This window comes from Rhodococcus sp. GB-02 (genome assembly GCF_053470465.1).
Genome location: NZ_JBPUKE010000002.1, coordinates 687,708 through 710,162 on the forward strand (window position 1 = coordinate 687,708; position 22,455 = coordinate 710,162).

19 protein-coding genes are annotated in these 22,455 nt (G+C 60.8%); 10 read left to right on the plus strand and 9 right to left on the minus strand.

Translation table 11 applies throughout. The annotated features are described in order from the left end of the window. The first annotated feature begins 147 nt into the window (after positions 1-147). The gene (locus tag ACSW29_RS16340) at positions 148-903 is read left to right on the plus strand and encodes a MerR family transcriptional regulator (protein ID WP_347874553.1); all 756 of its coding nucleotides are present in this window, start codon (positions 148-150) and stop codon (positions 901-903) included. 7 nt (positions 904-910) lie between these two features. Here ACSW29_RS16340 and ACSW29_RS16345 read toward each other — a convergent pair whose 3' ends face one another. Further along, complete coding sequence (locus ACSW29_RS16345; RefSeq protein ID WP_347874554.1) at positions 911-3,430, minus strand: helix-turn-helix transcriptional regulator; 2,520 nt, start codon at positions 3,428-3,430, stop codon at positions 911-913. Between the two features lie 364 nt (positions 3,431-3,794). Here ACSW29_RS16345 and ACSW29_RS16350 point away from each other — a divergent pair, with 364 nt between their 5' ends. Next, positions 3,795-4,796 (plus strand): AraC family transcriptional regulator, encoded by a 1,002-nt coding sequence (locus ACSW29_RS16350; RefSeq protein ID WP_317828790.1) that lies wholly within the window; start codon positions 3,795-3,797, stop codon positions 4,794-4,796. 198 nt (positions 4,797-4,994) lie between these two features. Further along, positions 4,995-5,153 (plus strand): hypothetical protein, encoded by a 159-nt coding sequence (locus tag ACSW29_RS16355; protein ID WP_448277724.1) that lies wholly within the window; start codon positions 4,995-4,997, stop codon positions 5,151-5,153. Between the two features lie 568 nt (positions 5,154-5,721). Here the strand turns inward: ACSW29_RS16355 and ACSW29_RS16360 are convergent. The 3 genes from ACSW29_RS16360 to sthA form a co-directional block, all read right to left on the minus strand. Further along, positions 5,722-6,594 carry a class I SAM-dependent methyltransferase gene (locus tag ACSW29_RS16360; RefSeq protein ID WP_448277725.1) on the minus strand — a complete coding sequence of 291 codons (873 nt, stop codon included), beginning with the start codon at positions 6,592-6,594 and terminating at the stop codon, positions 5,722-5,724. 92 nt (positions 6,595-6,686) lie between these two features. Then, positions 6,687-7,589 carry a hypothetical protein gene (locus tag ACSW29_RS16365; protein ID WP_448277726.1) on the minus strand — a complete coding sequence of 301 codons (903 nt, stop codon included), beginning with the start codon at positions 7,587-7,589 and terminating at the stop codon, positions 6,687-6,689. 151 nt (positions 7,590-7,740) lie between these two features. Further along, entirely contained in the window at positions 7,741-9,153 is a 1,413-nt protein-coding gene (gene sthA / locus ACSW29_RS16370) for a Si-specific NAD(P)(+) transhydrogenase (RefSeq protein WP_448277727.1), read from the minus strand. Between the two features lie 473 nt (positions 9,154-9,626). Between sthA and ACSW29_RS16375 the strand changes: the two genes are divergently transcribed. From ACSW29_RS16375 to ACSW29_RS16400, 6 genes are all read left to right on the plus strand, one after another. Beyond that, on the plus strand, positions 9,627-11,123 hold the full coding sequence (locus ACSW29_RS16375) for a condensation domain-containing protein (RefSeq protein WP_448277728.1): 1,497 nt from the start codon (positions 9,627-9,629) through the stop codon (positions 11,121-11,123). Next, a complete protein-coding gene (locus ACSW29_RS16380; RefSeq protein ID WP_448277729.1) occupies positions 11,056-12,528 on the plus strand; it encodes a condensation domain-containing protein in 1,473 nt (490 codons plus the stop codon). The genes ACSW29_RS16375 and ACSW29_RS16380 overlap by 68 nt, the downstream gene beginning before the upstream one ends. Further along, positions 12,528-13,925, plus strand: coding sequence for a condensation domain-containing protein (locus ACSW29_RS16385; RefSeq protein WP_448277730.1), 1,398 nt, complete (start codon positions 12,528-12,530; stop codon positions 13,923-13,925). The genes ACSW29_RS16380 and ACSW29_RS16385 overlap by 1 nt, the downstream gene beginning before the upstream one ends. 78 nt (positions 13,926-14,003) lie before the next feature. After that, positions 14,004-14,465: a MarR family winged helix-turn-helix transcriptional regulator gene (locus ACSW29_RS16390; RefSeq protein WP_003940568.1), complete on the plus strand. Its 462-nt coding sequence runs from the start codon at positions 14,004-14,006 to the stop codon at positions 14,463-14,465. Further along, positions 14,462-14,890 carry an organic hydroperoxide resistance protein gene (locus ACSW29_RS16395; protein WP_003939720.1) on the plus strand — a complete coding sequence of 143 codons (429 nt, stop codon included), beginning with the start codon at positions 14,462-14,464 and terminating at the stop codon, positions 14,888-14,890. The genes ACSW29_RS16390 and ACSW29_RS16395 overlap by 4 nt, the downstream gene beginning before the upstream one ends. Beyond that, positions 14,887-15,894, plus strand: a complete 1,008-nt coding sequence (locus ACSW29_RS16400) for an NADP-dependent oxidoreductase (RefSeq protein ID WP_448277731.1) — start codon at positions 14,887-14,889, stop codon at positions 15,892-15,894. The genes ACSW29_RS16395 and ACSW29_RS16400 overlap by 4 nt, the downstream gene beginning before the upstream one ends. Before the next feature lie 76 nt (positions 15,895-15,970). Here the strand turns inward: ACSW29_RS16400 and ACSW29_RS16405 are convergent, their stop codons facing one another. From ACSW29_RS16405 to ACSW29_RS16425, 5 genes are all read right to left on the minus strand, one after another. Beyond that, complete coding sequence (locus tag ACSW29_RS16405; protein ID WP_317828652.1) at positions 15,971-16,846, minus strand: oxidoreductase; 876 nt, start codon at positions 16,844-16,846, stop codon at positions 15,971-15,973. Positions 16,847-16,896: 50 nt separating this feature from the next. Further along, positions 16,897-17,826, minus strand: coding sequence for a membrane protein insertase YidC (yidC, locus tag ACSW29_RS16410; protein ID WP_448277732.1), 930 nt, complete (start codon positions 17,824-17,826; stop codon positions 16,897-16,899). Between the two features lie 112 nt (positions 17,827-17,938). After that, the gene (locus ACSW29_RS16415) at positions 17,939-18,244 is read right to left on the minus strand and encodes a DUF6412 domain-containing protein (RefSeq protein WP_448277733.1); all 306 of its coding nucleotides are present in this window, start codon (positions 18,242-18,244) and stop codon (positions 17,939-17,941) included. Positions 18,245-18,278: 34 nt separating this feature from the next. Continuing rightward, a complete protein-coding gene (locus ACSW29_RS16420; RefSeq protein ID WP_448278161.1) occupies positions 18,279-18,848 on the minus strand; it encodes a LysR substrate-binding domain-containing protein in 570 nt (189 codons plus the stop codon). Between the two features lie 272 nt (positions 18,849-19,120). Beyond that, positions 19,121-21,457, minus strand: coding sequence for an ATP-binding protein (locus ACSW29_RS16425; RefSeq protein ID WP_448277734.1), 2,337 nt, complete (start codon positions 21,455-21,457; stop codon positions 19,121-19,123). 196 nt (positions 21,458-21,653) lie between these two features. Here ACSW29_RS16425 and ACSW29_RS16430 point away from each other — a divergent pair, with 196 nt between their 5' ends. After that, a complete protein-coding gene (locus ACSW29_RS16430; RefSeq protein WP_230814622.1) occupies positions 21,654-22,379 on the plus strand; it encodes a GntR family transcriptional regulator in 726 nt (241 codons plus the stop codon). Positions 22,380-22,455: the final 76 nt, after the last annotated feature.

Below are 22,455 nucleotides of genomic sequence, written 5' to 3' on the forward strand. Positions count from 1 at the left end.
TCAATCAGTTGGAGACCTGTTCGTGGCGATACGGCGAAACGGACATAAAACATTCCAGACAATGCAAACCGAGAACATCCTTGACATTGACGCAACGTCAACTTGCATGCTGAATGAGCACAACCGATCCGAGAGTAGGAACTCCACGTGAGCGAATGGTCCATCCAAGAACTCGCCAAATCCGCCGGTACCACCAGCAGAACACTGCGTCACTACGGCGATCTCGGACTCCTGGAACCGAGTCGCATCGGCGCCAACGGCTACCGCTTCTACAACGAAAACGCCCTGGTGCGGTTGCAACGCATCCTGTTGCTCCGAGAACTTGGACTCGGATTGCCGGCCATCGCCGAAGTCCTCGCCGGCGAACGCGACACGGCCGCCGCGCTGCGCACCCATCTCGAACTTCTCGAGCAAGAGCGCACGCGAATCTCGAGACAGATCGAATCTGTCAACACGACCTTGAACAAGACGAAGAAAGGTGAATCACTCATGCCGGAAGATGTTTTCGACGGGTTCGACCACACCCGATACAAGGACGAGGTCATCGAGCGTTGGGGCAAGGACGCTTACACCAGCGGCGACAACTGGTGGCGATCGATGTCCGAGCAGGACCGGAAAGCGCATTTGCAGACTCAAGCTGACATCGCTGAGGCATTCGGCACCGCACTGTCAGCTGGCCTGTCCGCGGAGAGCGACGACGTCCAGTCGATTACCCAGAGACAGTTCGAGTGGATAAAGATCGGTTGGCAGGGAAGGACTCCCAGCGCCGATGCTTTCACCGGACTCGGACAGATGTATGTCGACGATCCCCGCTTCACTGCAAACTACGACAGGTACGGCGACGGCACCGCTGTGCTGGTCCGTGATGCGATGAAGGTCTACGCCGAGCGCAACCTGCACTAGTCGGTAGTCAGTCCTGCCCGCTGACGAGCAGGTTGTGTCGGTGCGCTGCCGCGACGGCCTCTTCCCGGGAATGCGCACCGAGTTTGCGATACAGGGCACGGAGATGACTCTTCAATGTGTTGTTGGATACGAACAACTTTCGCGCTATCTCACCGATCGGAATGCCGAGACCCAGTTCCACGAGAACGTCCATCTCCCGCTTCGTCAATTGAACTCGAACGATCGCCGCCGGATACATCTGCGCCGCTTCGGATTCGAGAAAGGTTGCGACGGCGCTGCTCGAGCCCTCGGCCCGATCTTCGAGTTGCCTGATCAGATCACGCGGTATCGTCGCCAGCGCCGACAGGACACCTGAGGTTTCGAGCAGTCCGCGAGCCTCCTCCCACGGACTCGCGGAAGCGGGGATCCTGCCCAGTTCACACAGAGCGGCGCATTCGATCAGCAGGGACTCGAGCCGAAACCTAGTGAGATACTGCCCGCTCCAGTCGATTTCGCGGCACAATTCCAATGCCTGGGACGGCGACCCGGTCAGGAGATGCGCCCGCGCTACGGAGACCGTGACAACAGCAAACGTATGTGGCGCAGCGACTGATTCTTCCAGCGCCTTGGTGCCCTCCCCGGACGCCAACAGAAGATCGATACGTGCCGCGGTGAGAAGCGCGTCACCGAGTGATCGTTCACACGGATTCACGTGCCCGTGCGTTGCCACTGCGCGCTGGAGGGAAATCAGCCCCGAGAACGGGTCCGATTGCAGCAGTGCAAATCTGGTGTAAGTGTAGGCCGCGAACGCCCACAGGTCGCCCGGCGGTGTGATCTCGGCGAGTGCGTCCATCGCGGCAGCGCCGGCGTGCAGGTCCACGCTGTCGCACGCCACCAGTGCCCGCGCGATCGCTCCCCCCATGTGCGAGGGCGGTCCCAACCATCCCGAAACGTCCGGGTGTGTGTTTTCTAGGTGCAGCCAGTCTGTCGCGTGCGCGACGTCCCCGATCAGCGCTGAGTTGAGCGCGGCATTGCTTGAGGCGTGACGCAGGACGAACTCCGGACCATGTTGCACCGCACCTTGATAAGCGAGTCGCAATTCCACCGCGGCATCACCGAGGTCACCGGTCAGTTGATGCGAGACTCCCCAGATCAGCCGCAGGGCGGGCAGTTGAGACCCCAACGCGCCCAACGACTCGTCGCCGAGTCCGTACACGACGTGCGCCAACTTGCGCGTGATCTCGGTGGAGCGTTGGTACTTACCGGATGTTCTCAGCACCACCGATTGGACCGTTCCGACGTTCAACAAGCTGTGTGCATGCGGACTACCACCTATCGCACGCAATTCCGCCGGTTCCGTCGGTAACGAATCGCCGTTGATCAACTGCGGCCGCAGACGTGATTCGAGCAGGTCACGGCCCACCAGAATCGAAGGGTTCGAACTGAGTACGTCGCCGGGTATGGATTGCAACGCAGTCCGGACCAATCCGGTGTGATCGACCAGAAGATCGGCCCAGTGACGCTCGAGTATGTCGAGCACCCTGGTCCACTTGCGTCCGTCCAAGGCGTAGTGAACGGCACCGGCTATATCCGAAGTCCCGAGAGCGTGATCGACGAGAATCTGGAAGGGATCTTCGAATCCATCCCCTTGTTCGGTCCGTATCTGTATGAATGCCAGTCGAACTGACGGCGCAAAGTACCAGGACGGTTCTCCCTCGAAACCATTCCGGAAGATAAGACCGAAAGACTCGAGCAAGTCCAGTTTGCCCGCCACGTCAAGATCGCCGGACAGGACACGAGCGATCTCTGGCGTCACCGTGCGGGCAGCGGCGATCGTAGTCGCGAAGTCGAACAACTCGAGCGACTTGCCCGATCGAGGAGCGGTCCGACTGACGTACGCGTGGATCGCCTGGTCCACTCGCTGCTGAACGCGTTCGCGTCCACGGCTCGGTTCACTCAGCCCCGCAACCGCACTCAGAGCAACCTTCATCAGCACGGGAACGCCGGCAACGCGTTCACAGATCGAATGGACGATGCCCGAGGGAAGGTGGATCCCTGCCTCCGCGAACAGAACTGTCGACTCGTCGAGCGTGTATCTGAGGTCGTTCGCGCACAGGTACTCGTCCACGCGGACGTCTTCGAGCAAGTCTGTCGCAGACCGATCCTGCAGCGTGACGATTACTTTCAATCCGGGAAGCCGCACGATCAGATCCACGATTCGGCGTCCCACCTCGTCACCCTCAACCAGGTCGATGCGGTTGAACACCAACACGAATGGTGCGGACGACGAGTCGAGTAGTGATTCGATCGCGCCCACCGGATCCTTGCGCATTCGTGGCGGGGCCTCGAGTGATTCCAGCGAATCCTGAATCACTGCGAGCGCGGTGTTCCAGTACTCGAGGGGGGTCATCCGATGCGATGGCGCCGGCACCCAGACAACCGGTCTGCTCGGCACCTGCCCGAGAGTCGTGAGCCACAATGCGGCGAGTTCCGTCTTGCCGAACCCACGCGGCGAATCGATGACGGTCAATCCCGCCGAGCGTTCCATCAATCCGAGCAGACGAGGACGAATCGCCGTGGCTCCACGCCCGGCAAGCCGTCTTTGCAGCGTCCCCCTTCCTCGAGGATTTCGCTTTGCTCGAGATAGCTGCGATCGATTCGAAGTGGACGTCATAATGGCCGACCAACGAGCAGTCGATCCCCGCCGAACTCGAGATTTCGTTCGAGCATCGAACTCCCAACCTGTCCACCCATAACGAACAACATAGACAGGATCGCCGCGACACGCGAGCACTGGCCGTCTCACAAATACGCCCGAATTGTCTCATTATGTGGGCTCGGTCACTATTGACGATTATTTGCGGGAGAGTGACTGCGACCTGCAAGATCTGACATATCATGCCCGCGTGTCGATGAATTCCGCCCGCATCCGCGTGTCGACTCGATCGGTTGATCCGGAGGACGCCGACGACTTCTGGCGCGGCGCGACGCGTCCGTTCTTCGTCACCGAACCAGTGGGTGCCGACACTCCGCTCGAAGGCTCGATATCCGCTCTGCCCATCGGGACCTCGCTGATCGGTGAAACTACCTTCAATGCGCAGAAGTACACCCGAAACAAAATTGTCATCGCCGAGAGCGGACTCGACGATCAGTACATGATCCAGGTCGTCCTCGACGGGCAGGTGAGTGGTGATGCCGAGGGGGTGGATTTTGTCGCCCGCCCAGGGGACGTCACGTTCCTCGACCTAGGGCGTACCTGGACCGCCGACGCCGAAGCCGAGGTGACAGGGCGCACCATCACGCTCCTCGCCCCGCGCTCTCTCGTCGAGGCCGAGTCCAAGGGTCGTTCCCTCCACGGGACGGTACTGCGCGGAGTTCCTGCCTTCGTTCTCGCTCAGTGCATGCAATCGGTCGTACTGGCGCTGCCGCATCTCGACCCCGATGCTGCGGCGGGTTACGAGGACGTCGTCGCTTCCCTTCTCCGTGTCAGCTTGGGCATCGCCGAGCCGGACTTGTTGCCGCGGCCCGATCACTCTCTCCGCGATCGTGCGTACGCCTACATTGCCGAGCATCTCTCCGAGACCTGGCTGGGGCCGACGACCATGTGCGCGGCCTTGTCGGTTTCCCGGGCACAGCTCTACCGTGCATTCGCGTCCGACGGCGGAATTGCTCTTGTCATACGGCGCAAGCGCCTCGAACTCGTCTACCGCGAGTTGACCCGAGCCGAGATGTCGAACGAAACGATCGAAGCGCTGGCGCAGCGTTGCGGCTTCACGTCCAAGTCCCAGTTGGCACGCGCGTTCAAGGACTTCTACGGGATGACACCGAGCCAGGCTCGTACCGACGGCAGACGCACGATCGGAGACCCGTCGATCGCGCGTCTGCACCGCCGTCTCCGGTTCTTCAGCCCTTGAATCGCAATACTTCACAGCCTCGGGATCGTGCCTGTGTTCTAGTTGATCCATGAGCTGGGTCGACAAGGAACTGAGTCTGGCTGCGCTCACCGGCGCCGTCACAGTGCGCTGAGCACAGGCCACAGATGGCCGGCGCGCACAGTCCGCCGCTGGAAGCATCGGTTCGCTGCGTATCCGACAATGGCGGTGACGCTACTGGTGGCCACAGTGTTCATAGCGGCTGTCATCGCTACGGGTGACCCGGTGCGAGATGCCGGAGGATTCCCGACGTCCTTGATCGTACTGGCGGTCGTCGCCCTGGTGACGTATGCGTTCTCCTACGTGCTCGCCCCGGCCCAGGCCCCCGCAACTCCGTAAGTAACTCTGCTTCATCACAATTCAGTACCCGAACCGCGGTAGTGGCCAGAACTATCCACACCGAGCAACTCAGATCACTTCAGCTGGAAATGAACCGAAGAACAAACTGCTCGATGCCTTCCGATACGACCTTGGTGAGGGCGGTGAAGTCGTTCGACCAACGTTGAATATCCAAGCTGCTCATTGATTTCCTCCGGTCTACATCCCGCTGCCTTGTGACCGCATGACGAATGCGAGGCATCGGTCGCGTACTGGAACTATCTGCGAAAATGCGGTTTCCGTTAGCCGGACCTACCGAACAGCGACACTGGTTCCTGCGAACCTGGTACCGCAGATGCCGTCGAACGGTTGCAACAACGCCGTGCAGAATTCGAGCGAAAAGCGCTATCCGCCAAAAGTATTAGCTCGAAAGAACTACGATCCACGCGATTTCCGGGCGCACAAGACCCACAGCGCACCGAGACCGATCAGGGCGAGTTGGCTGCTCGATTGTCATGCACCAAACGCGGACGCCACTCCAGGAAGTAAGCGAAGTCCCCCCAATGGGAATCAGGCCTGCTTACTCACTTCACTGATTTCGTCTGGCGACGATGGCGAAGTTCAAGGGGATCCTCGGAGCCTGGTCCGACAGAGTCCATCCGTTGGCGCACGCAATGAGTTCCGGGAAGGCCGGCCAGTCCATGTAGGGAAGTTCCGAAACTGATTCGATATGAAGGCCCGCATCCAGCAAGGAACCAATGACCTCGCCTAGGTCGTGGCGCCATTCGTGGTTAGTGGCGTGCGCTATCTGTCCGTCGGAGTTCCCGGTGTAGGTCGCAGAGTCTTCGTACGAACGCACGCCGCCTCCGGAGAGGTAGTCGTCGGTGATCGTCCACGGTTCGAATGCCATTGCGCCGAGGATCGGATGATTGTCGCGGATCAGAAACACCCCACCCGGCTCGAGGAGGTCGTGGATCGACCGAGCCCAAGTAGCGAGTTCCGGCAACCAGACGATGGTCCCGGCGCTGGTGACGATCGTGTCGAAACGCCTGCCGACAAGAGTCGAAGCGAATCGCGCATCACCTTCCACCCAGGCGATCCGGCGGTTGTCGGCCTTCGCGATACGAGCTGCGTGGTGCAGGGAGTTGGGTGACAGATCAAGCCCGTGCACGTCGATCGTACCAAGTCGCGCCCAGGAGATGGTGTCGATCCCGATGTGGCACTGCAAATGCAGGAGCGAGCGACCCCGCATTCCTGACTCCGGCAGATGCGGGGCCAGAATTGACAAGTCGTTTTGCACAACTGTGGAAATAGCCGCTCTGTTAGCGAGAAACCCTCCGACGTCGTACATTTCGGAGCGCACATGCACATCGGCGCGATCATCCCAATTCGCCTTGTTGCCGGCGATGGCTTCGGCCTCGTGTTTCGCTTCGGCCTCGTGCTTCGCTTCTGGCCCGTGCATCAGTGCCCCTCCGAGATCGGCTTGAACTGCCTTTCTAACACGTCTGAAGTCGTGTTCGCGGTCGTGTTCTCGAGGACACTTTCGTTAACGGATCAGACGGTCACTTCTTCGACCGGTTTCTCCTCGTGGGTCGCGGCGCCGAAGACGGCCACGGCGACGGCACCGGCGATCGCTCCGACGAAGCCGACGATGGCAAGCCATTCCAGGCCCGGTCGCGACGCGTCACCAAGTACCACGACGCCGACGATTCCCGGAACAACCGTCTCGCCGACGACAAGGGCCGCCGTCGCTCCGTTGACGGACCCCAGTTGCAGCGCGACCGTGTGCAGATAGAAACCGCCCAGGCCCGAGACGAGGATTGCCCACCCGGCCGGATCGCGGAGCATCGTGCCGATTTCGAACGGATCGATTCCGTAGACCACGCGTACGGCAATGGCCAGACAGCCGAACAGCACACCCGAGATCAATCCGGCGACAACTGCTGCGCGTGAACCCAACCATCGGATCAAACCGATGCCGATCGACAAGATCAACACCGAGACCACGAGGACACCCCAGTGGACGACGTCATTGGAACTCCCGCCGCCCGCGTGACCCGACGACAAGCCGAGCAGCAGGAGCGATCCGATCACAGCGGCGATCGCGAACCAGTCGCGGCGATGCAACTGGATGCCGAGGACCACGGTCCCCAGCACTGCCGTGATGACGAGATTGGCGCTGACCACGGTCTGCGACAAGAACAGTGGAATGAGACGCGCGGAGATCGCACTACCGGCGAATCCGACCGCATCGAGCACGGTACCCAGTATGAACGACGCCGTCAGCGCGGCCGCGAACGTCGAACGCAAGGTCGGGCCACCCGACGCCGTCACGTGCCCGGACTCGCCCCGCTCCTCGGCGGCAGCTGCCGACTTACGCGCACCGTACGCCTGCAGCACCGACGCAACACCGTATCCGACACACGCCACGATTGCGGCTATCAGTCCGATCAGCATCGAAAGTCCACACGAAGTTCCAGGGCAATGGTCATAGAGGTAAACCCTGCCCTATTTCCCCAGTCCTGACATCACCCTCAGGTATTCCAACAAGTGCTACCCGAGAAGTACACCGGCCACCCCTGACCGGTACCTGAGGACACCCCGACCCCTAGTGGAACTGCTTGAGAGCCCTGATCTTGTTCATGACGTCGAGCGCCGCCACCTTGTACGCCTCGGACAGCGTCGGATAGTTGAAGACAGCGTCGACAAGGTATTCGACGGTCCCGCCGCACCCCATCACCGCTTGACCGATATGCACGAGATCTGTTGCACCCGAACCGAAGATATGAACGCCGAGCAGTTTCAGGTCATCTGTCGACACCAGGATCTTGAGCATTCCGTAGGTGTCGCCGCCGATCTGCCCACGTGCGAGTTCCCGGTATCGGGAAACTCCGACCTCGTACGGCACCGACTCCTTGGTCAGATCCACTTCGGTGGCGCCGACGTACGACACCTCGGGAATCGAGTAGATGCCGATCGGCTGCAGATCCATCAGCTTCGCGCCGGGTTCGTCGAAGGCATGGTAGGCCGCGAGTCGACCCTGATCCATCGACGTCGCCGCCAATGCCGGGAATCCGATGACGTCACCGACGGCGTAGATGTGTTCGACCTTGGTGCGAAAATTGTCGTCGACGTAGATACGCCCGCGTTCGTCTGCCTCCAGGCCGGCGTTCTCCAGCGCTAGTGGCGCTGTGAGACCTTGACGTCCAGCCGAATACATCACGGTCTCGGCGGGAATCTGCTTGCCGCTGCGCAGCGTCGTGAGCGTTCCGTTCGCTCCGACGTCGACGGCTGTCACTTCCTCACCGAATCGGAAGGTGACCGCCAGATCGCGCAGATGGAACCGTAGCGATTCGATGACCTCGGGGTCACAGAAGTCCAGCATCGACGTTCTCTTCTCGACGACGGTGACCTTGGTGCCGAGCGCCGCGAACATCGACGCGTACTCGATACCGATCACTCCCGCACCCACCACGACCATGGTGGTCGGGATGGAAGTCAGATCGAGGATTCCGTCGGAGTCGAGCACCCGGTGACTGTCGAAGGACACGCCAGACGGACGGGCAGGCAACGTCCCGGTCGCGATCACGACGAATTTCGCAGTGATCGTCATCTTGTCTCCGCGCGAGGCGTCCTCGACGAGGATGGTGTGCTCGTCGAGGAACGAGCCGACCCCTACCAACAATTCGACACGGTTGCGCAAGAGCTGAGATCGCACGACTTCGATCTCTTTGGTGATGACATGCTGGGTTCGCGCCAGCAGGTCGGCCGGAGTGATGTTCTCCTTGACGCGGTAACTCGCGCCGTAAAGTTCGCGCTGGTTCATCCCGGTGAGGTAGAGAACCGCCTCGCGCAGTGTTTTCGACGGAATGGTGCCGGTGTTGACGCACACTCCCCCGAGCATGTTGCCTTTCTCGACCATCGCCACCCGTTTACCCAGCTTGGCGGCCGCGATGGCAGCCTTCTGCCCACCCGGGCCGGAGCCGATCACAACCAGGTCGTATTCAATCGGATCAGTCATCGCTTACAGGTACCGTCTGCATACGACCGGCAGATGCCGAGCATGTCAATACTCGGTGAACAATCCGCGGCACCGAGCGCGCACGCCGGACCGACACGAACCAGGTTGCAATAGAAAGAGATACAGTCGAATCTCTACGAAACTTGCTACACACAAACACATTCCACTATTTGCATGTTCGAATGTGTCGCGATCTCACAGCTGTTGCAGCAGGTTGATGAAATTTGTTTCACCACAAAGTGATTGATCAATAAACTGACAGGTGACCAGGACTGTAAACCGGATGTCCAGTATTCGAATTGTCCGAAATAACGAGCGGAATGTTCCTCGTCACATACCGGACCGAAGCAGTTGCGCGCAGCCTCGGGTCGCGTTCTACTTGCCTTGACTAATCATCTGTCACTCTCGGTTACAAACATCCGCCCCCGTTCACGATCCCCACCTTTCGCCATCTCGAGAGATCAGGTTTGCCAATGGAATTCACGGAACTTGCCGACTATCCCTTGCCGCCTGGGACCGTCACCGAGTGGACTCCCGCCGCGGTGAATCCGCCCGAGCAGTGGCCCGTCGACCAGCGTCCCGCCAGCTACATTCACGAAGCACACTTGAAACATGCCGAACAGGTGAAACAGCAGGTGCACCATCAGATCGACGGATGCACTCCGTCCTGGTTGGGTACCTCGTTTCGCATCCGCGATCGACTCGACCGACGGATCTGGGCGGCCGCACTCGATCATTGGATCGATCGCCACGAAGTGCTCCGGACACACGTCGCCGCAGAGGGCGAAGCGATAGTCCGACGCACCGCGGGGCCCGGAGACGTCCGGATTCTGGGCACCGAAGTCGGACACCTGGCGTCCTCGATGTCCGTCTTCACTCATCTGCAGCAACTGCTCGACCGGTCAACCGATCCACTTGTCTGGCCTGCATATCAATTCGCGACGATTGAAAGTCCCAGTCATTTCACCGTGGTTTTCGCCGCTGATCATGCTCTGCTGGACGGATATTCGGTGGCGCTGACCGCGCACGAACTGCAGACGATCTACCGATCGTTGAGCGAGGGACGCCCTCCTTCACCGACGGAGACCGGGAGCTACATCGACTTCGGCACCACCGAACGAGATCTCGTGGAACATGCGGACTGCTCCCACCCTGCGGTGCAGACGTGGCATGAGTTCTACACGCACGGTGAGGCTCCGTTCTTTCCGGCGTTACCCGAACCGGTCACCGGACGCCGAGTTCCTCAGCAAAGCCTGTCCGCCTGGCTTCTGAGCGCCCGGGGAGCCGAACGCCTGGCAGAAGCGAGCAAGCGCAACAACCAAGGATTCCTGGCCGCGATACTCGCGTGCGCGGCCAAAGTGACCGGCGATCTCACCGGCGCAGACGAATTCCGCGTCGTCGTGCCACAACACACCCGTTCAGAACTTCGATGGGCTGCGTCCCTGGGATGGTTCATCGGTGTTGTGCCGGTGAGGATTCCGATAGCCCCCGACGTTACCGTGAGCGATCTGGCCCAGGTTGCCGGCGCGGAGGTACGACGCGTCCGACCCGCAGCGGCCTTGCCGTATTCGAAAGTGTGCGAGCTGATCGACTGCCCGCAGCACCTGCCGTTCGTGCTCTCCTACATGGACGTTCGTCACGTTCCCGGTGCCGAGCAGTGGACGAGTTGGCAGACCAGAGGCCTTCGTAGTCGCGATCATTCGGGAACCGACGTCTACATCTGGCTGACGCGGACGCCGGAAGGGCTCAATCTGGCCATACGCCACCCGGGCAACGCGCGCACGAGCCGCCACATTCATCAGTTCGCCGGGCTGCTCCGCCGTGAGATGGAGGACTTTGCCTTCTTGACCGACACATGCGCACCTCCGACCAACACCGCTGCAACGATCGAGGAGAACTCCCATGGAAATGACACCCATCGATCTCTGGGCACCGAAAGCCGGGACGCTCACCGAGTTCAGGCCTACTGAGCAATCCCTGGCGGCGGCATCCCGGGCACCGCGGAGCGACCAACCACTCTCGTTCCTACAAGAGGGACACATTCGTACGGCCGACCACAAGCGTGCACAAGGCGTCGACTGGTCACCGTGGATCGGATTCACGTTCACTCTGCCCGGTGATCTCGATCGGGAGGCACTGCGGCGGGCAGTGCAGGCTTTTGTCCTGCGGCACAACACACTGCACAGTTGGTTCGAGGTCAGACCATCCGAAGATCCTGGTGGTAGTGGGGTCATCGACCGTCGGGTGGTGGATGCGTCGACGATCGAGCTCACACCACACAGCGTCGGTCCCCTGAACACGACAGATGCGGTTCGTGAGCATGTGAGCCGAAGTTTCGCCGGCGATACCAGCCCACTGCAGTGGCCCTCGTTCATCAGTGGCGCCGTCGAACATGGAACGGGCGCCGGCTTCACCATCTACTACGGCGTCGATCACTCGCACACCGACGGCTTGTCGCTGATGCTCGGCGTCGAAGAACTTCGTGCGCTGTACGTCGCCGAAAGCGCCGGCATCGACGATCAACTTCCCTCTCCTGGAAGTTATGTCGAGTACAGCGGCGAAGAACGGGCGGCCGCGGGGGATCTCGATCTGTCCGCAGCAACTGTGCAGCAGTGGATTTCGATTCTTGCGGCCAATGCCGGACAACTCCCGACGTTCCCCCTCCACCTCGGCGTCGCGCGGGGCGAGCAGACCCGGTCGACGCGCACACATATCGACGTTCTCGACAGCGACGAGTCGGCCGCATTCGCGGCGCTGTGCAAGGCCAATGGTGTCGGCTTCTCCACGGGGATATTCGCAGCCCTCGCCCTCACCGAGATCGAGGTCGCGAACAGAGCGAACTACTTCGCGCTCAACGCAGTCGGCACTCGCTCCGATCCGAGATACCGTTATTCTCAAGGCTGGTTCATCAATCTCGTCCCGGTCTCGTTCACGCTGAGTGGTGTCACGAGCTTCACCGATACACTCCCCCTTGCCCACGCTGCTCGCGCCGCAGTGAAGGGGCTCGCGGACGTGTCCATCCATTCGGTGATCGCCGAGGTGTCGAAGTTGACCGGATCCGACATCGGCGGAACGTCGGTCCCGCCGATGGTGTCGTACATCGACATGCGCCTGATTCCAGGTGCCGAGCACCACGACGAACTCGAAGCGCGTGCACTGGGTGGACCTGGAACGACGGGTGACCTGTCGATGTGGATCAACAGGAAGAAAGACCGTACGTATGTGATGGTCAGTTTTCCCGACACCGAGCAGGCGCACACATCGGTGGATCGGTACCTTCGACACCTCCGCAACGTCCTGAGAACGGTCACTGATACCGGCGACTACCGCGTCGTTCATCAGGCGGATGCACGTCAGGAAGTGGAGACCGCCTGATGCACATCACCTTTCTCGACAGGTTCGAGGCACGGCCGGGCCGCATCCTGCAGTGGACGCCGAGCAAAATCTCCACCGGATCGACGTATCCGGTTCCTCCGACCTCCAATCAGCAGCTGCATCTTGCCGGCAGACGCGGCGATACGACTTGGCTCGCTGCCACTTTCGACGTTCCCGGCCCCATCGACACGGACGCACTCAAGGCCAGCTTCGAGGAATGGACGTCCCGTCACGACGCCCTGTCGTGCTCGTTCTCCCAGGCCGAAGAACCGGGCGAATCCTCGGCACTGTTCGTCGACGTCGCCGACGTCGCCGATCTGCGCCTGCGTGAGGAAACAGTGGCTGACGCACGAACACCTGAACAGGTACGAGAACTCTTGGGCGAGCGCTTGGATCGATGGTGCAATCCTTTTGCGTTTCCCGCGTACTTTCTCGGTGCCATCACCCGTGAGGACCAGTCAACAGTGATCTGCGGGTTCGACCATGCCATCTGCGACGGCTGGTCCATGAGCATCGCAATTACCGAGATCAGCACTCTGTATCGCGAATACACGCGGGCGGACCGTGTTCCGACCGCGTCGGATCTCCTGCCGGAGCCCGGGAGTTTCCTCAACTACTGCTTCCGCGAATCGGCAACCGCGGATCCAGAGCCCGGCGACCACCGCATTGCGGGTTGGCGGTCCTTCCTCCGATCATGCGGGGGTGACACTCCCCATTTTCCCGTAGATCTGGAACTGCCCGCCGGGACCATGTCGCCCCAGGGTACAGACACCCGGATGCTCCTGGACCCCGGCGAAGCAGAGCTGTTCGACCAGAACTGCGCCGATCATCGGCACTCGTCGTTCGGCGCGATACTTGCGTCGATCGGTTTGGCCGCAACACAATTGACCGGCAAGAGGGACACACACCTACTGTTCCCGGTCCACACGCGTAGGGAACCGCGACACAACCACACCTTCGGTTGGCTGGTGGCCAATGCGCCCATGACCGTGACGAGCATGGACAATCTTCACAGCACTGCTCGGGCAGTCAATCTCGCTTTCCACGAGTCACTTTCACTGTCATCCGTGTCGTCGAGACAAGTGTTGCGGAGCTTGGGGCCCGAGGTTTCGCCCACTCGCAGGGACGTCTTCTCGGTGTCCTACGCCGACTACCGAACCATGCCTGGTGGATCTCGCCCCCGTGAATCACAGTCCTGCGAATCACGGCCCGGCGACTCACAGCCTGCGCCGATCAATCCGCAGCAACTCAGTCGCGTGTCGAGCGCAGACGACGTTCAGTTCTGGTTCTCACGCACTCACGACGGGTTGGCAGTGCGCACCAGGTTTCCGGCACCGGGGGCCCGCACAGTGCACACCTTCCTCGAGCGTGTCTCCGAGATTCTGTCGACGCCGTAGACAGACTGCCGCCCATCCGCAGATCTATTTGACACTTCTTTGTTGTGCACAACTTAACTGTGCGCTACAGTTGTTCTCGTGACCAACCCACTCGCCCTCGAACGCCAGGTCTGCTTCGCCCTCTATTCGGCGTCGCGGGCCACTACGGCCGCGTACCGGGCAATGCTCGACGACCTGGGAATCACGTATCCCCAGTACCTCGTCTTGTTGACACTCTGGGAACGAGACGGCCGCGGGGTACGTGAGATCTGTGAGGCACTCGATCTCGATACCGGAACTCTGTCGCCGCTGCTCAAGAGGCTGGAGGGTCTGGGATTCATCGAGCGCCGACGCCTCACCACCGACGAGCGTCGCGTCGAGATTCACCTGACCGAGGCGGGTTCCACCTTGCGCAGCAAGGCCGAGGACATCCCGGCCAAACTCGCAGGCGCCACGGGTCTGAGTAACGACGAACTCACCGAGCTTCGAGACGTTCTCACTCGTCTCGGCGAATCACTTCAAGCATCCAATGCCCACTCCGACGGAAAGAAGAAGTCATGAACATCGTCTACACCGCAGAAGCACTTGCCACCGGCGAAGGCCGCAACGGTCACGCTCGCACCTCGGACGGACGCCTCGATCTCGGCCTCGCCATTCCCAAGGAAATGGGTGGCAGTGGCGAAGGCACCAACCCCGAGCAACTCTTTGCCGCCGGATACGCAGCCTGCTTCCACTCCGCTCTGCAGATGGTCGCTCGCGCCGAGAAGGCCAACGTGGCTGATTCCGCAGTCGGCGCGCGGGTCGGCATCGGCCCCAACGGTGCAGGAGGCTTCGGTCTCGCTGTGACGCTGGAGGTTTCACTCCCCCACCTACCCCATGATCAGGCCGTCGAGCTGACGGAGAAGGCACACCAGGTGTGCCCGTACTCCAATGCAACTCGCGGCAACATCGAGGTCACCCTCGAAGTAAGTAAGGACGACGAATGAGCACCACCACTGTCAGCCGGGAAATCCGCCTCGCTTCACGCCCGAACGGTTGGCCCACCTCGGAGAACTTCGCCACTGCCGAAGTAGAACTCCCCGAACTCGAAGACGGCCAGATCCTGGTCCGCAACATCGCGATCTCCGTCGACCCGTACATGCGCGGCCGGATGAACGACGTGAAGTCCTACCTTCCGCCGTTCCAGGTCGGTGCGCCGCTCGACGGTGGCGCCGTCGGCGAGGTCGTCGAATCCAAGTCGGCTGATCGCGCCGTGGGCGACGTTGTCGTCCACGGCCTCGGGTGGCGTGAATACGCCATCCTCGACCAATCCGCGGTGACTCCGGCCGACACCTCCATCGCGCCGGCGACGGCTTACCTGGGCGCTCTCGGCATGACCGGTCTGACCGCGTACGCCGGCCTCACCGCGGTTGCGGAGTTCAAGGAAGGCGACACCGTATTCGTGTCCGGCGCAGCCGGAGCCGTCGGATCGCTCGTCGGTCAGATCGCCAAGCTGCTCGGGGCGAAGCGGGTTATCGGTAGCGCCGGTTCGCCGGCGAAGGTTGCCCGGCTTCTGGAACTCGGATTCGACGCGGCATTCGACTACCACGACGGCCCGATCACCGAACTGCTCGCCGCTGCTGCCCCTGAGGGCATCGACGTGTACTTCGACAACGTCGGTGGCGAACATCTCGAAGCCGCCATCGATGCCATGAACCCGGGTGGCCGGATTGCCCTGTGCGGGGCCATCGCTCAGTACAACACCACCGAGAAGCCCACCGCTCCCCACAACCTGGCACTGGTGATCGGCAAGCAACTCACTCTGCGCGGATTCCTCGTGGGCGGCTACCGCCACCTCGGCGGCGAATTCCGCACCCATATGGCAGGGTGGCTCGCCGACAACAAGATTCAGTGGGACGAGACCATCGTCGAGGGCCTGGAGAATGCACCACAAGCCTTCATCGACCTGATGCGCGGTGCGAACACCGGCAAGATGGTTGTCACGCTGTAACCCGAACAGTATTAGCTCGAACAGATTGACGGTGGCCGCGAACTTCTCGAAGTTCGCGGCCACCGTCGTATCCGAATCAGATCCCGTACGAGACTCCGGTCAACTTCTCCGACAGCATCCACAAGCCCGAGGCGGTCTTCTTGTCGTGTGACTTCTTGTTCGAGCCAACGACCTTCGGATAACCTCTCTGTTCGAACGGACCGTCCGGTCCGATGTAACTGCCGCCGAAGGCATCCGGCGCGGTTGCGGCCCACAGTTCGGGGAGTGCACCCATCTCCGCGGACTGCGCGAAGATCTGGTTTCCGATCCCCATCAGCTTGTCCTGGATCGACTCGGTATGCCCCTGCAGGTTCGTCGACGCATATCCCGGATGCGAAGCCAAAGCTTTGAGCGGTGAACCGGACGCCGCGAGTCGGCGCTGAAGTTCATACGTGAACAACAGATTGGCCAGCTTGGACTGCCCGTAGGCCAACCAGCGGTTGTACTTCCGACGCTCGAAATTGAGATCGTCCAGATCGACAGTTCCGAGCTGATGCAGAGCACTGGACATCGTCACGACACGGTCGGTGAGCTTGTCCTTCAGCAATCCGGTCAACGCGAAGTGTCCGAGATGGTTTGTGCCGATCTGCATTTCGAATCCATCGATAGTCCGGCGGAACGGAACCGCCATCACGCCGGCGTTGTTCACCAGGACGTCGACCTTCTCCGTTGCGTCGGCAAAAGCTCGCACCGACGATAGATCCGAGAGGTCCAATTTGCGGACAACCGCGTTGGGCCCGATCTCGGCGGCTACAGCGTCGGCCTTCGTGGTGTCACGACAGGCGAGGACGACGTCGGCCCCGGCTTTGCCAAGAGCCCGTGCGACTACCTCCCCCAGTCCGCTGTTCGCCCCCGTGACGACAAATGTGCGGCCGGTCTGATCGACTACGTCTTCTGCGGTCCATTTGGTCATGCATTCCAGCGTACGTGCCGTACCCGCCGGTAGGGAGGGTCGCTTTTCTGTCATCGCTTGCGTTTGGCGCGGATCGGCTTTGCACCCGGCAGCGGTCCTGCAGCCACCCCGGGTGTCGGCGACGATTCGGCTTCTTTCTGTTCCGCCGCGATGCGCCCGTACACGAAATGCTGTTGTCCCAACGTCCAGCAGTTGTTACTCACGAAATAGAGCAGGATCGCGACGGGCGCAAAAGCACCGAAGGCAATCACTCCAACCGGAAATACCCACAGAGCAAGTTTGTTCATGATTGCCGTTTGAGGGTTGACGGTTCCGGTGTCGACCTGACGAGCGATGGACGCCCGCGACGTGAAATGTGTAGCGACGGCGGCAAAAATCATCAGCGGTACGGCAACCAGAATGATGGAGATCCGACTGACGTCGCCGAACGCTTCCAACTGCGCTACCGGACTCGAAATCATGGCGGACAACGGCGCGCCGAACAGTTTGGCGTCCAGAAACGACTGCACGTCCGAGGCACTGAAGAAGTAGTTGGCCGTGTTCGCGTTGTCCGCCACCGACATCGGTTCGGTCGGGCTCAGAAACGGGACGTGGGATGCCGCTCCGGTTCGATTGAATGATCTCAGGACATGGTAAAGACCAATGAACACCGGTGCCTGGACGAGCATCGGCAGGCATCCGAGTAACGGACTGTAGTTGTGTTCCTTCTGCAGCTTTGCCATCTCGACAGTAAGTTTCTGCCGGTCGCCTGCGTACTTTTTCTGCAATGCCTTCAACTGTGGTTGCAGCTTTTGCATGACCAATTGGGTGCGAACCTGCTTGACGAATGGTTTGAACAGCAAGGCCTTGAGTGTGAAGACCAGAAATACGACCGACAACGCCCACACGACGCCGTTGTCGGGCGATCCGGAGATCAGTGAGAAAACTTTGTGCCAGAACCAGAGGATTCCGGACACCGGGTAGTAGACAAAATCGAGCATGACGAATGAACCTCACCGAGAGGCGCGCTCAGGCAACCGAGAGCGCGGGAATGGTCGTGGACGCAAGACGTCTGACCGACCTATGACGAGTTCACACCCGCCGACGGCCGATCTACAGACCGATTCCGGGTGCTCGAAGTTGCGGACGGCCTGGCGCATCCGGGCTGCTCTGCCTGCGGAAAGCACCACGCAGGCACCGTTCGTCATCAGACGGGCCGGTGGCCGAAACCGCGCAGAGCTGCAGAAGTTCGTACTTCGAGGAGGTTGCGAGGGCAGCGACCACGAAGACTGCGATCGCAGTTCCCAGCACCGCGGCACTGCCAGAGGAACCGAGCGGCGGCACGGCCAGGAGGGCGATGAACGGCAGCAGAAGCAGCAACAGTGACCGTGTCACCGTTCCCGTACTCCGCTGTTGCATGACTGCGAGAGTACAGAACGACCACCGAATCCAGCTAGACGCTTGCCTCCCGGACATGTCCGCGCAGCCATCTATGAGCGGGATCGTGATCCAGCCGACCGTGCCACTGTTGGTGGATGATGACGGCCGGTAGTTCGGTCGGCACCGCAAACCAGGCCACCTCGAGGCGAGCGGCAAAGTATCGGGCGTGCCTTTCCGGCACCACTGCAACGAGATCGCTGTCGGCGGCCATCAGTGCCGCCGCAACGAGCGAGGCGACCACGGCGATCACCCGCCGGCGCAGTCCGACCGCGGCCAACACGTCGTCGATCGGTCCGTGTGTCCGGCCGCGTCTCGACGTCGAGACGTGTGGGTGCTCGCACAACTGCGCCAGCGACGGCTGAGCCGAACGGGCCAACGGTGACGACTTCGCTACCAAGCCCACATGCCGCTCTCGGTAGAGAATCTCACTGCACACATCTGACGACGACAACGGATCAGCGCCGACATCGAGGTCGATCGTTCCGCCCCGAAGCGACTCGACATCCTCGTTTCCCTCTACGACACAACGGATTACAATGTTCGGGGCTTCCGCAGCAATACGCCTGACCAGAGCCGGCGTCAGGCTGGCCCGCCGCGCCCTCGTTGATTCGGATCACAAAGGTCCGCTCGAGGCCTGAAGGTTCGAAGTTCCTGCGGTCGATCAGCAACCCTTGCGCGCCTTCGAGGAGCGATCGGAGCTGAGTCACTGCGCAATCCGCGTGGTCGAACAAACCGCGAACGAAGGAGACAGAACAGGTGCATTGACGGCTCGTCCGGCTAGTTCTTCCGTCAGCACCTGGACGAACAACTCCGCATCGTCGATCAGCCCACAATACGAAAACCGGCGTCCGCGGCCTAGCCTCGAGAGTCGGTCTCCTGCGCGGTCGAGACGAACCACGCCGCGATCTGTGCTCTGGAAGTGAATCCCAGTTTTGTCAGCACGTGCTCCACATGCCCCTGAGCCGTGCGCAGCGAGATGACCAACTGCTCCGCGATAGCTCGGTTGGTCAGTCCCTGAGCCACCAATTCGGCGACCTGCTGTTCGCGAGGGGTCAGGTGAGGTGCGTCGATCGGCGATGCAGCCGGGGCGCTAAGACGCTCGTCGAGCGCGTAAACGACAGCTTCACCTTCAGCCATCTCGAATCCTCTGCGAAACTCCTTCTCGAAAGCACTCTCACCCAATGCCTTTCGAGCGGAAACTGCAGCGTTGTCGTGATGGGCTGACAAACTCGAAAGCCCGCTCAGTCGACCCCCGACCCGCTGCCAGAACATCGATGCGGCACCGAGCAGAACCGCTGCATGCTTCCAATCACGTTGCGCTGCAGCAACCCAGGCCATCGGTTCGACACACCATGCCGAGTTCAAAGAGGCGTCGGTGGTCCGCAGGCTTCGCGTCAGATGATCACGGGCGCGCTCGAGGTCACCCCGCAGCCAATCCACAAGCCCGAGGTTGGCCAACGTCGACGCCTGATACATCACTTCGTGCAGCGGTGCGGTGATCGCGAGGGACTCGTCGAAACATTCCACAGCACGCTCCAGAGCACCGGTAAAGATGTACGCGAGCCCGAGGGTGCCCAACCCGATCACTTTGTGCTGCAGATTCTCAGCTGATCGGAACAGCGTTACGGCAACTTCCAACTTCTCGGCGGCAGTGTCGAATTCGCCATTGAACGCGTCGACATATCCGTCGGCCCATCCGGCCAGGCCTCGCGAGCGTACGTCTCCGATGACGTCGGCAAGGCGCAAACTCTCGTCCGCCTGTCCGCGTGCACGAACGAGATCACCCTGCATGCCGTGTGCCACAGCATCGATGCACAGAATTTCCAGGCGATACATGTCCGGCTCTCCATCGGAGGCGCTCAGCGTCCGATCCGCCCAGCGCCTCGCCGAACCGATCCGCCCGCCGTTGAGCCAGAATCGGTACAACGCCGCGACCATTCGTGTCGCAGACCGTGCCTGACCCGGCGTCGAAATCGAGAACTCCAGCGCTTCGTGTACGTTGCGCTGTTCACGACTCAGCCACTCGATCCACCCAGCCTGCCCACTACTGATCCATTCTGAATCAGACTGTACAACAAGAGATTCGAACCAATCACGATGCCTTCGACGTCGATCGGAATACTCACCGGAGGACTCCAACTTTTCATGTCCGTACTCCCGGAGAAGATCCAGGAGGTGGTATCGAACATCCCCGTTGGTTTCCTCACGAATCAGGATGGACTTCTCTACCAACGCGGTGACGAGATCGAGCACTTCGGTCGAATTCAGATCCTGCCCACACACACCCTCGGCGGCATCGAGATCGAACCCACCCGAGAACACCGACAGCCTCCCCCACAACTGTTGTTCGGATGGCGAGCAGAGGTCGTAACTCCAATCGATCGACAATCGCAACGTCTGTTGACGACTCGGAACGTCGCGTCCACCAGTTGTCAGTAGTCGGTATCGATCCGAGAGCCTGTTCATGATCTGCTCAGCAGACATACCACGCAGGCGAGCTGCCGCCAGTTCGATCGGTAACGGCAAGCCGTCCAGATCGTGGCAGATACGCGCTACAGCAAGCTTGTTCCCCTCCGTGAGGACGAAGCCTGGGACTACCGCGGCCGCACGCTGGGTGAACAGTGACACGGATTCGTACCGAGCCAGCCCCTCGAACGCTCCCGAGTCATATTGCTGCGGAGTGCTGAGGGAGGGAACACGCATCGTCGCTTCACCACCCACACCCAGCGACTCGCGGCTCGTCGCGAGGATCTTCACACCGGCACATCGACGTAAGATCGACCCGGTGAACAGGGCAACTGCATCGACCAGATGTTCACAGTTGTCGAGCACCAAGAGCAGACTCCGATCGGCGCAGTAGTCGATCAATGCCTGCAGCGGGTCCGCCGACGAGACTGACCGGACACCCAGGGTCACGGCGACATAATCTTCGAGGAGATCTGGATCCGTCTGCTCCCCCAGTTCCACCAACCAGGCGCCATCTCGAAACACCCGTTGCAACGCTCCCGCAAGTCGGATCGCGAGCCTTGTCTTGCCCACGCCACCGATCCCAGTCAGTGTCAACAAACGGGACGTCTCGAACAATCTCCTGGCGTCGGCCAACTCACGCCGGCGACCGACAAAACTTGTCAGCTCCAAGGGCAAGTTACCGACAACTCGCTGGTCGGCTTCTGAGCGCACAGCGGATGCCATCGACCGACTCGCTTTCTGCCATACCACTACACAACAACGCTACCCCCACGATCGGCTTCCTGAGCAGCACTCACTTTCGCTCGTGATCGGAGCCCTCATGTTCCCCCTCGAGTGCGCGATTCACGACGGCCACACCGGTGTCACGCGGGCGAAACAACATATTTCTACGCTGGCAGATACACGAAGGGAGAGCGACATGCCGCCGCGCCGTAGATCGGTACTGCTGACGCAACTGGTAATCGATGCTCCCGGTAGTCCACAACAAGCGATCCTCGACGAACTGCGGCGAGTAATTCTGTCCGGTTCGGCGCCTCCGGGTACCCCGATTCCTCTCGGCGACGTGGCTGATGTATTCGGTGTCAGCCGAATACCAGTGCGGGAATCACTGAAAACCCTGGTCGGAGAATCTTTGGTCGACCACCGACATCAACTCGGCTACACAGTTGCTCAGTTGACGCCGGCGGAATTGCGTGAGATGTACATCGTCCGCGAAACTCTCGAATCAGCTGCGTTGGCCGTCGCGGTCGAGCAGGCCACCGAGGAGGATCACGAACACGCCGTCGAGGTGAACTCCCGTCTGGAGATCGCATTGCGCTTCGACGACTCTCAGTCCTATCACTGCGAGAGCAGAAACTTTCACCTCGCACTGACCCGACCTTCGCACATGCTTCGACTTCTGCACATGTTCGAAGCTGCCTGGAACATCACCGAACCGGTTCAGCCGATGGTCCATGTTGCCGGCGTCGATCGCCAGGTTCTGCACTCGGATCACACCGCGATGCTGGACGCATTCCTGCACCGGGACGCAGCCGCCCTACTGAGTGCTTCCGAAATCCATCATCGCCGACTCAATACCGTGATCGCGACTCTGCCCACAAACACCGGTCTACTGGCCGAAAAAGATATACCGATCGCGCAATAACTGTGCAACACAGCGTCGATACCCTTTTCTCAACACGGTTTTCATCACTGACGCTGAGAGCTTGTGCTCTGTCCGC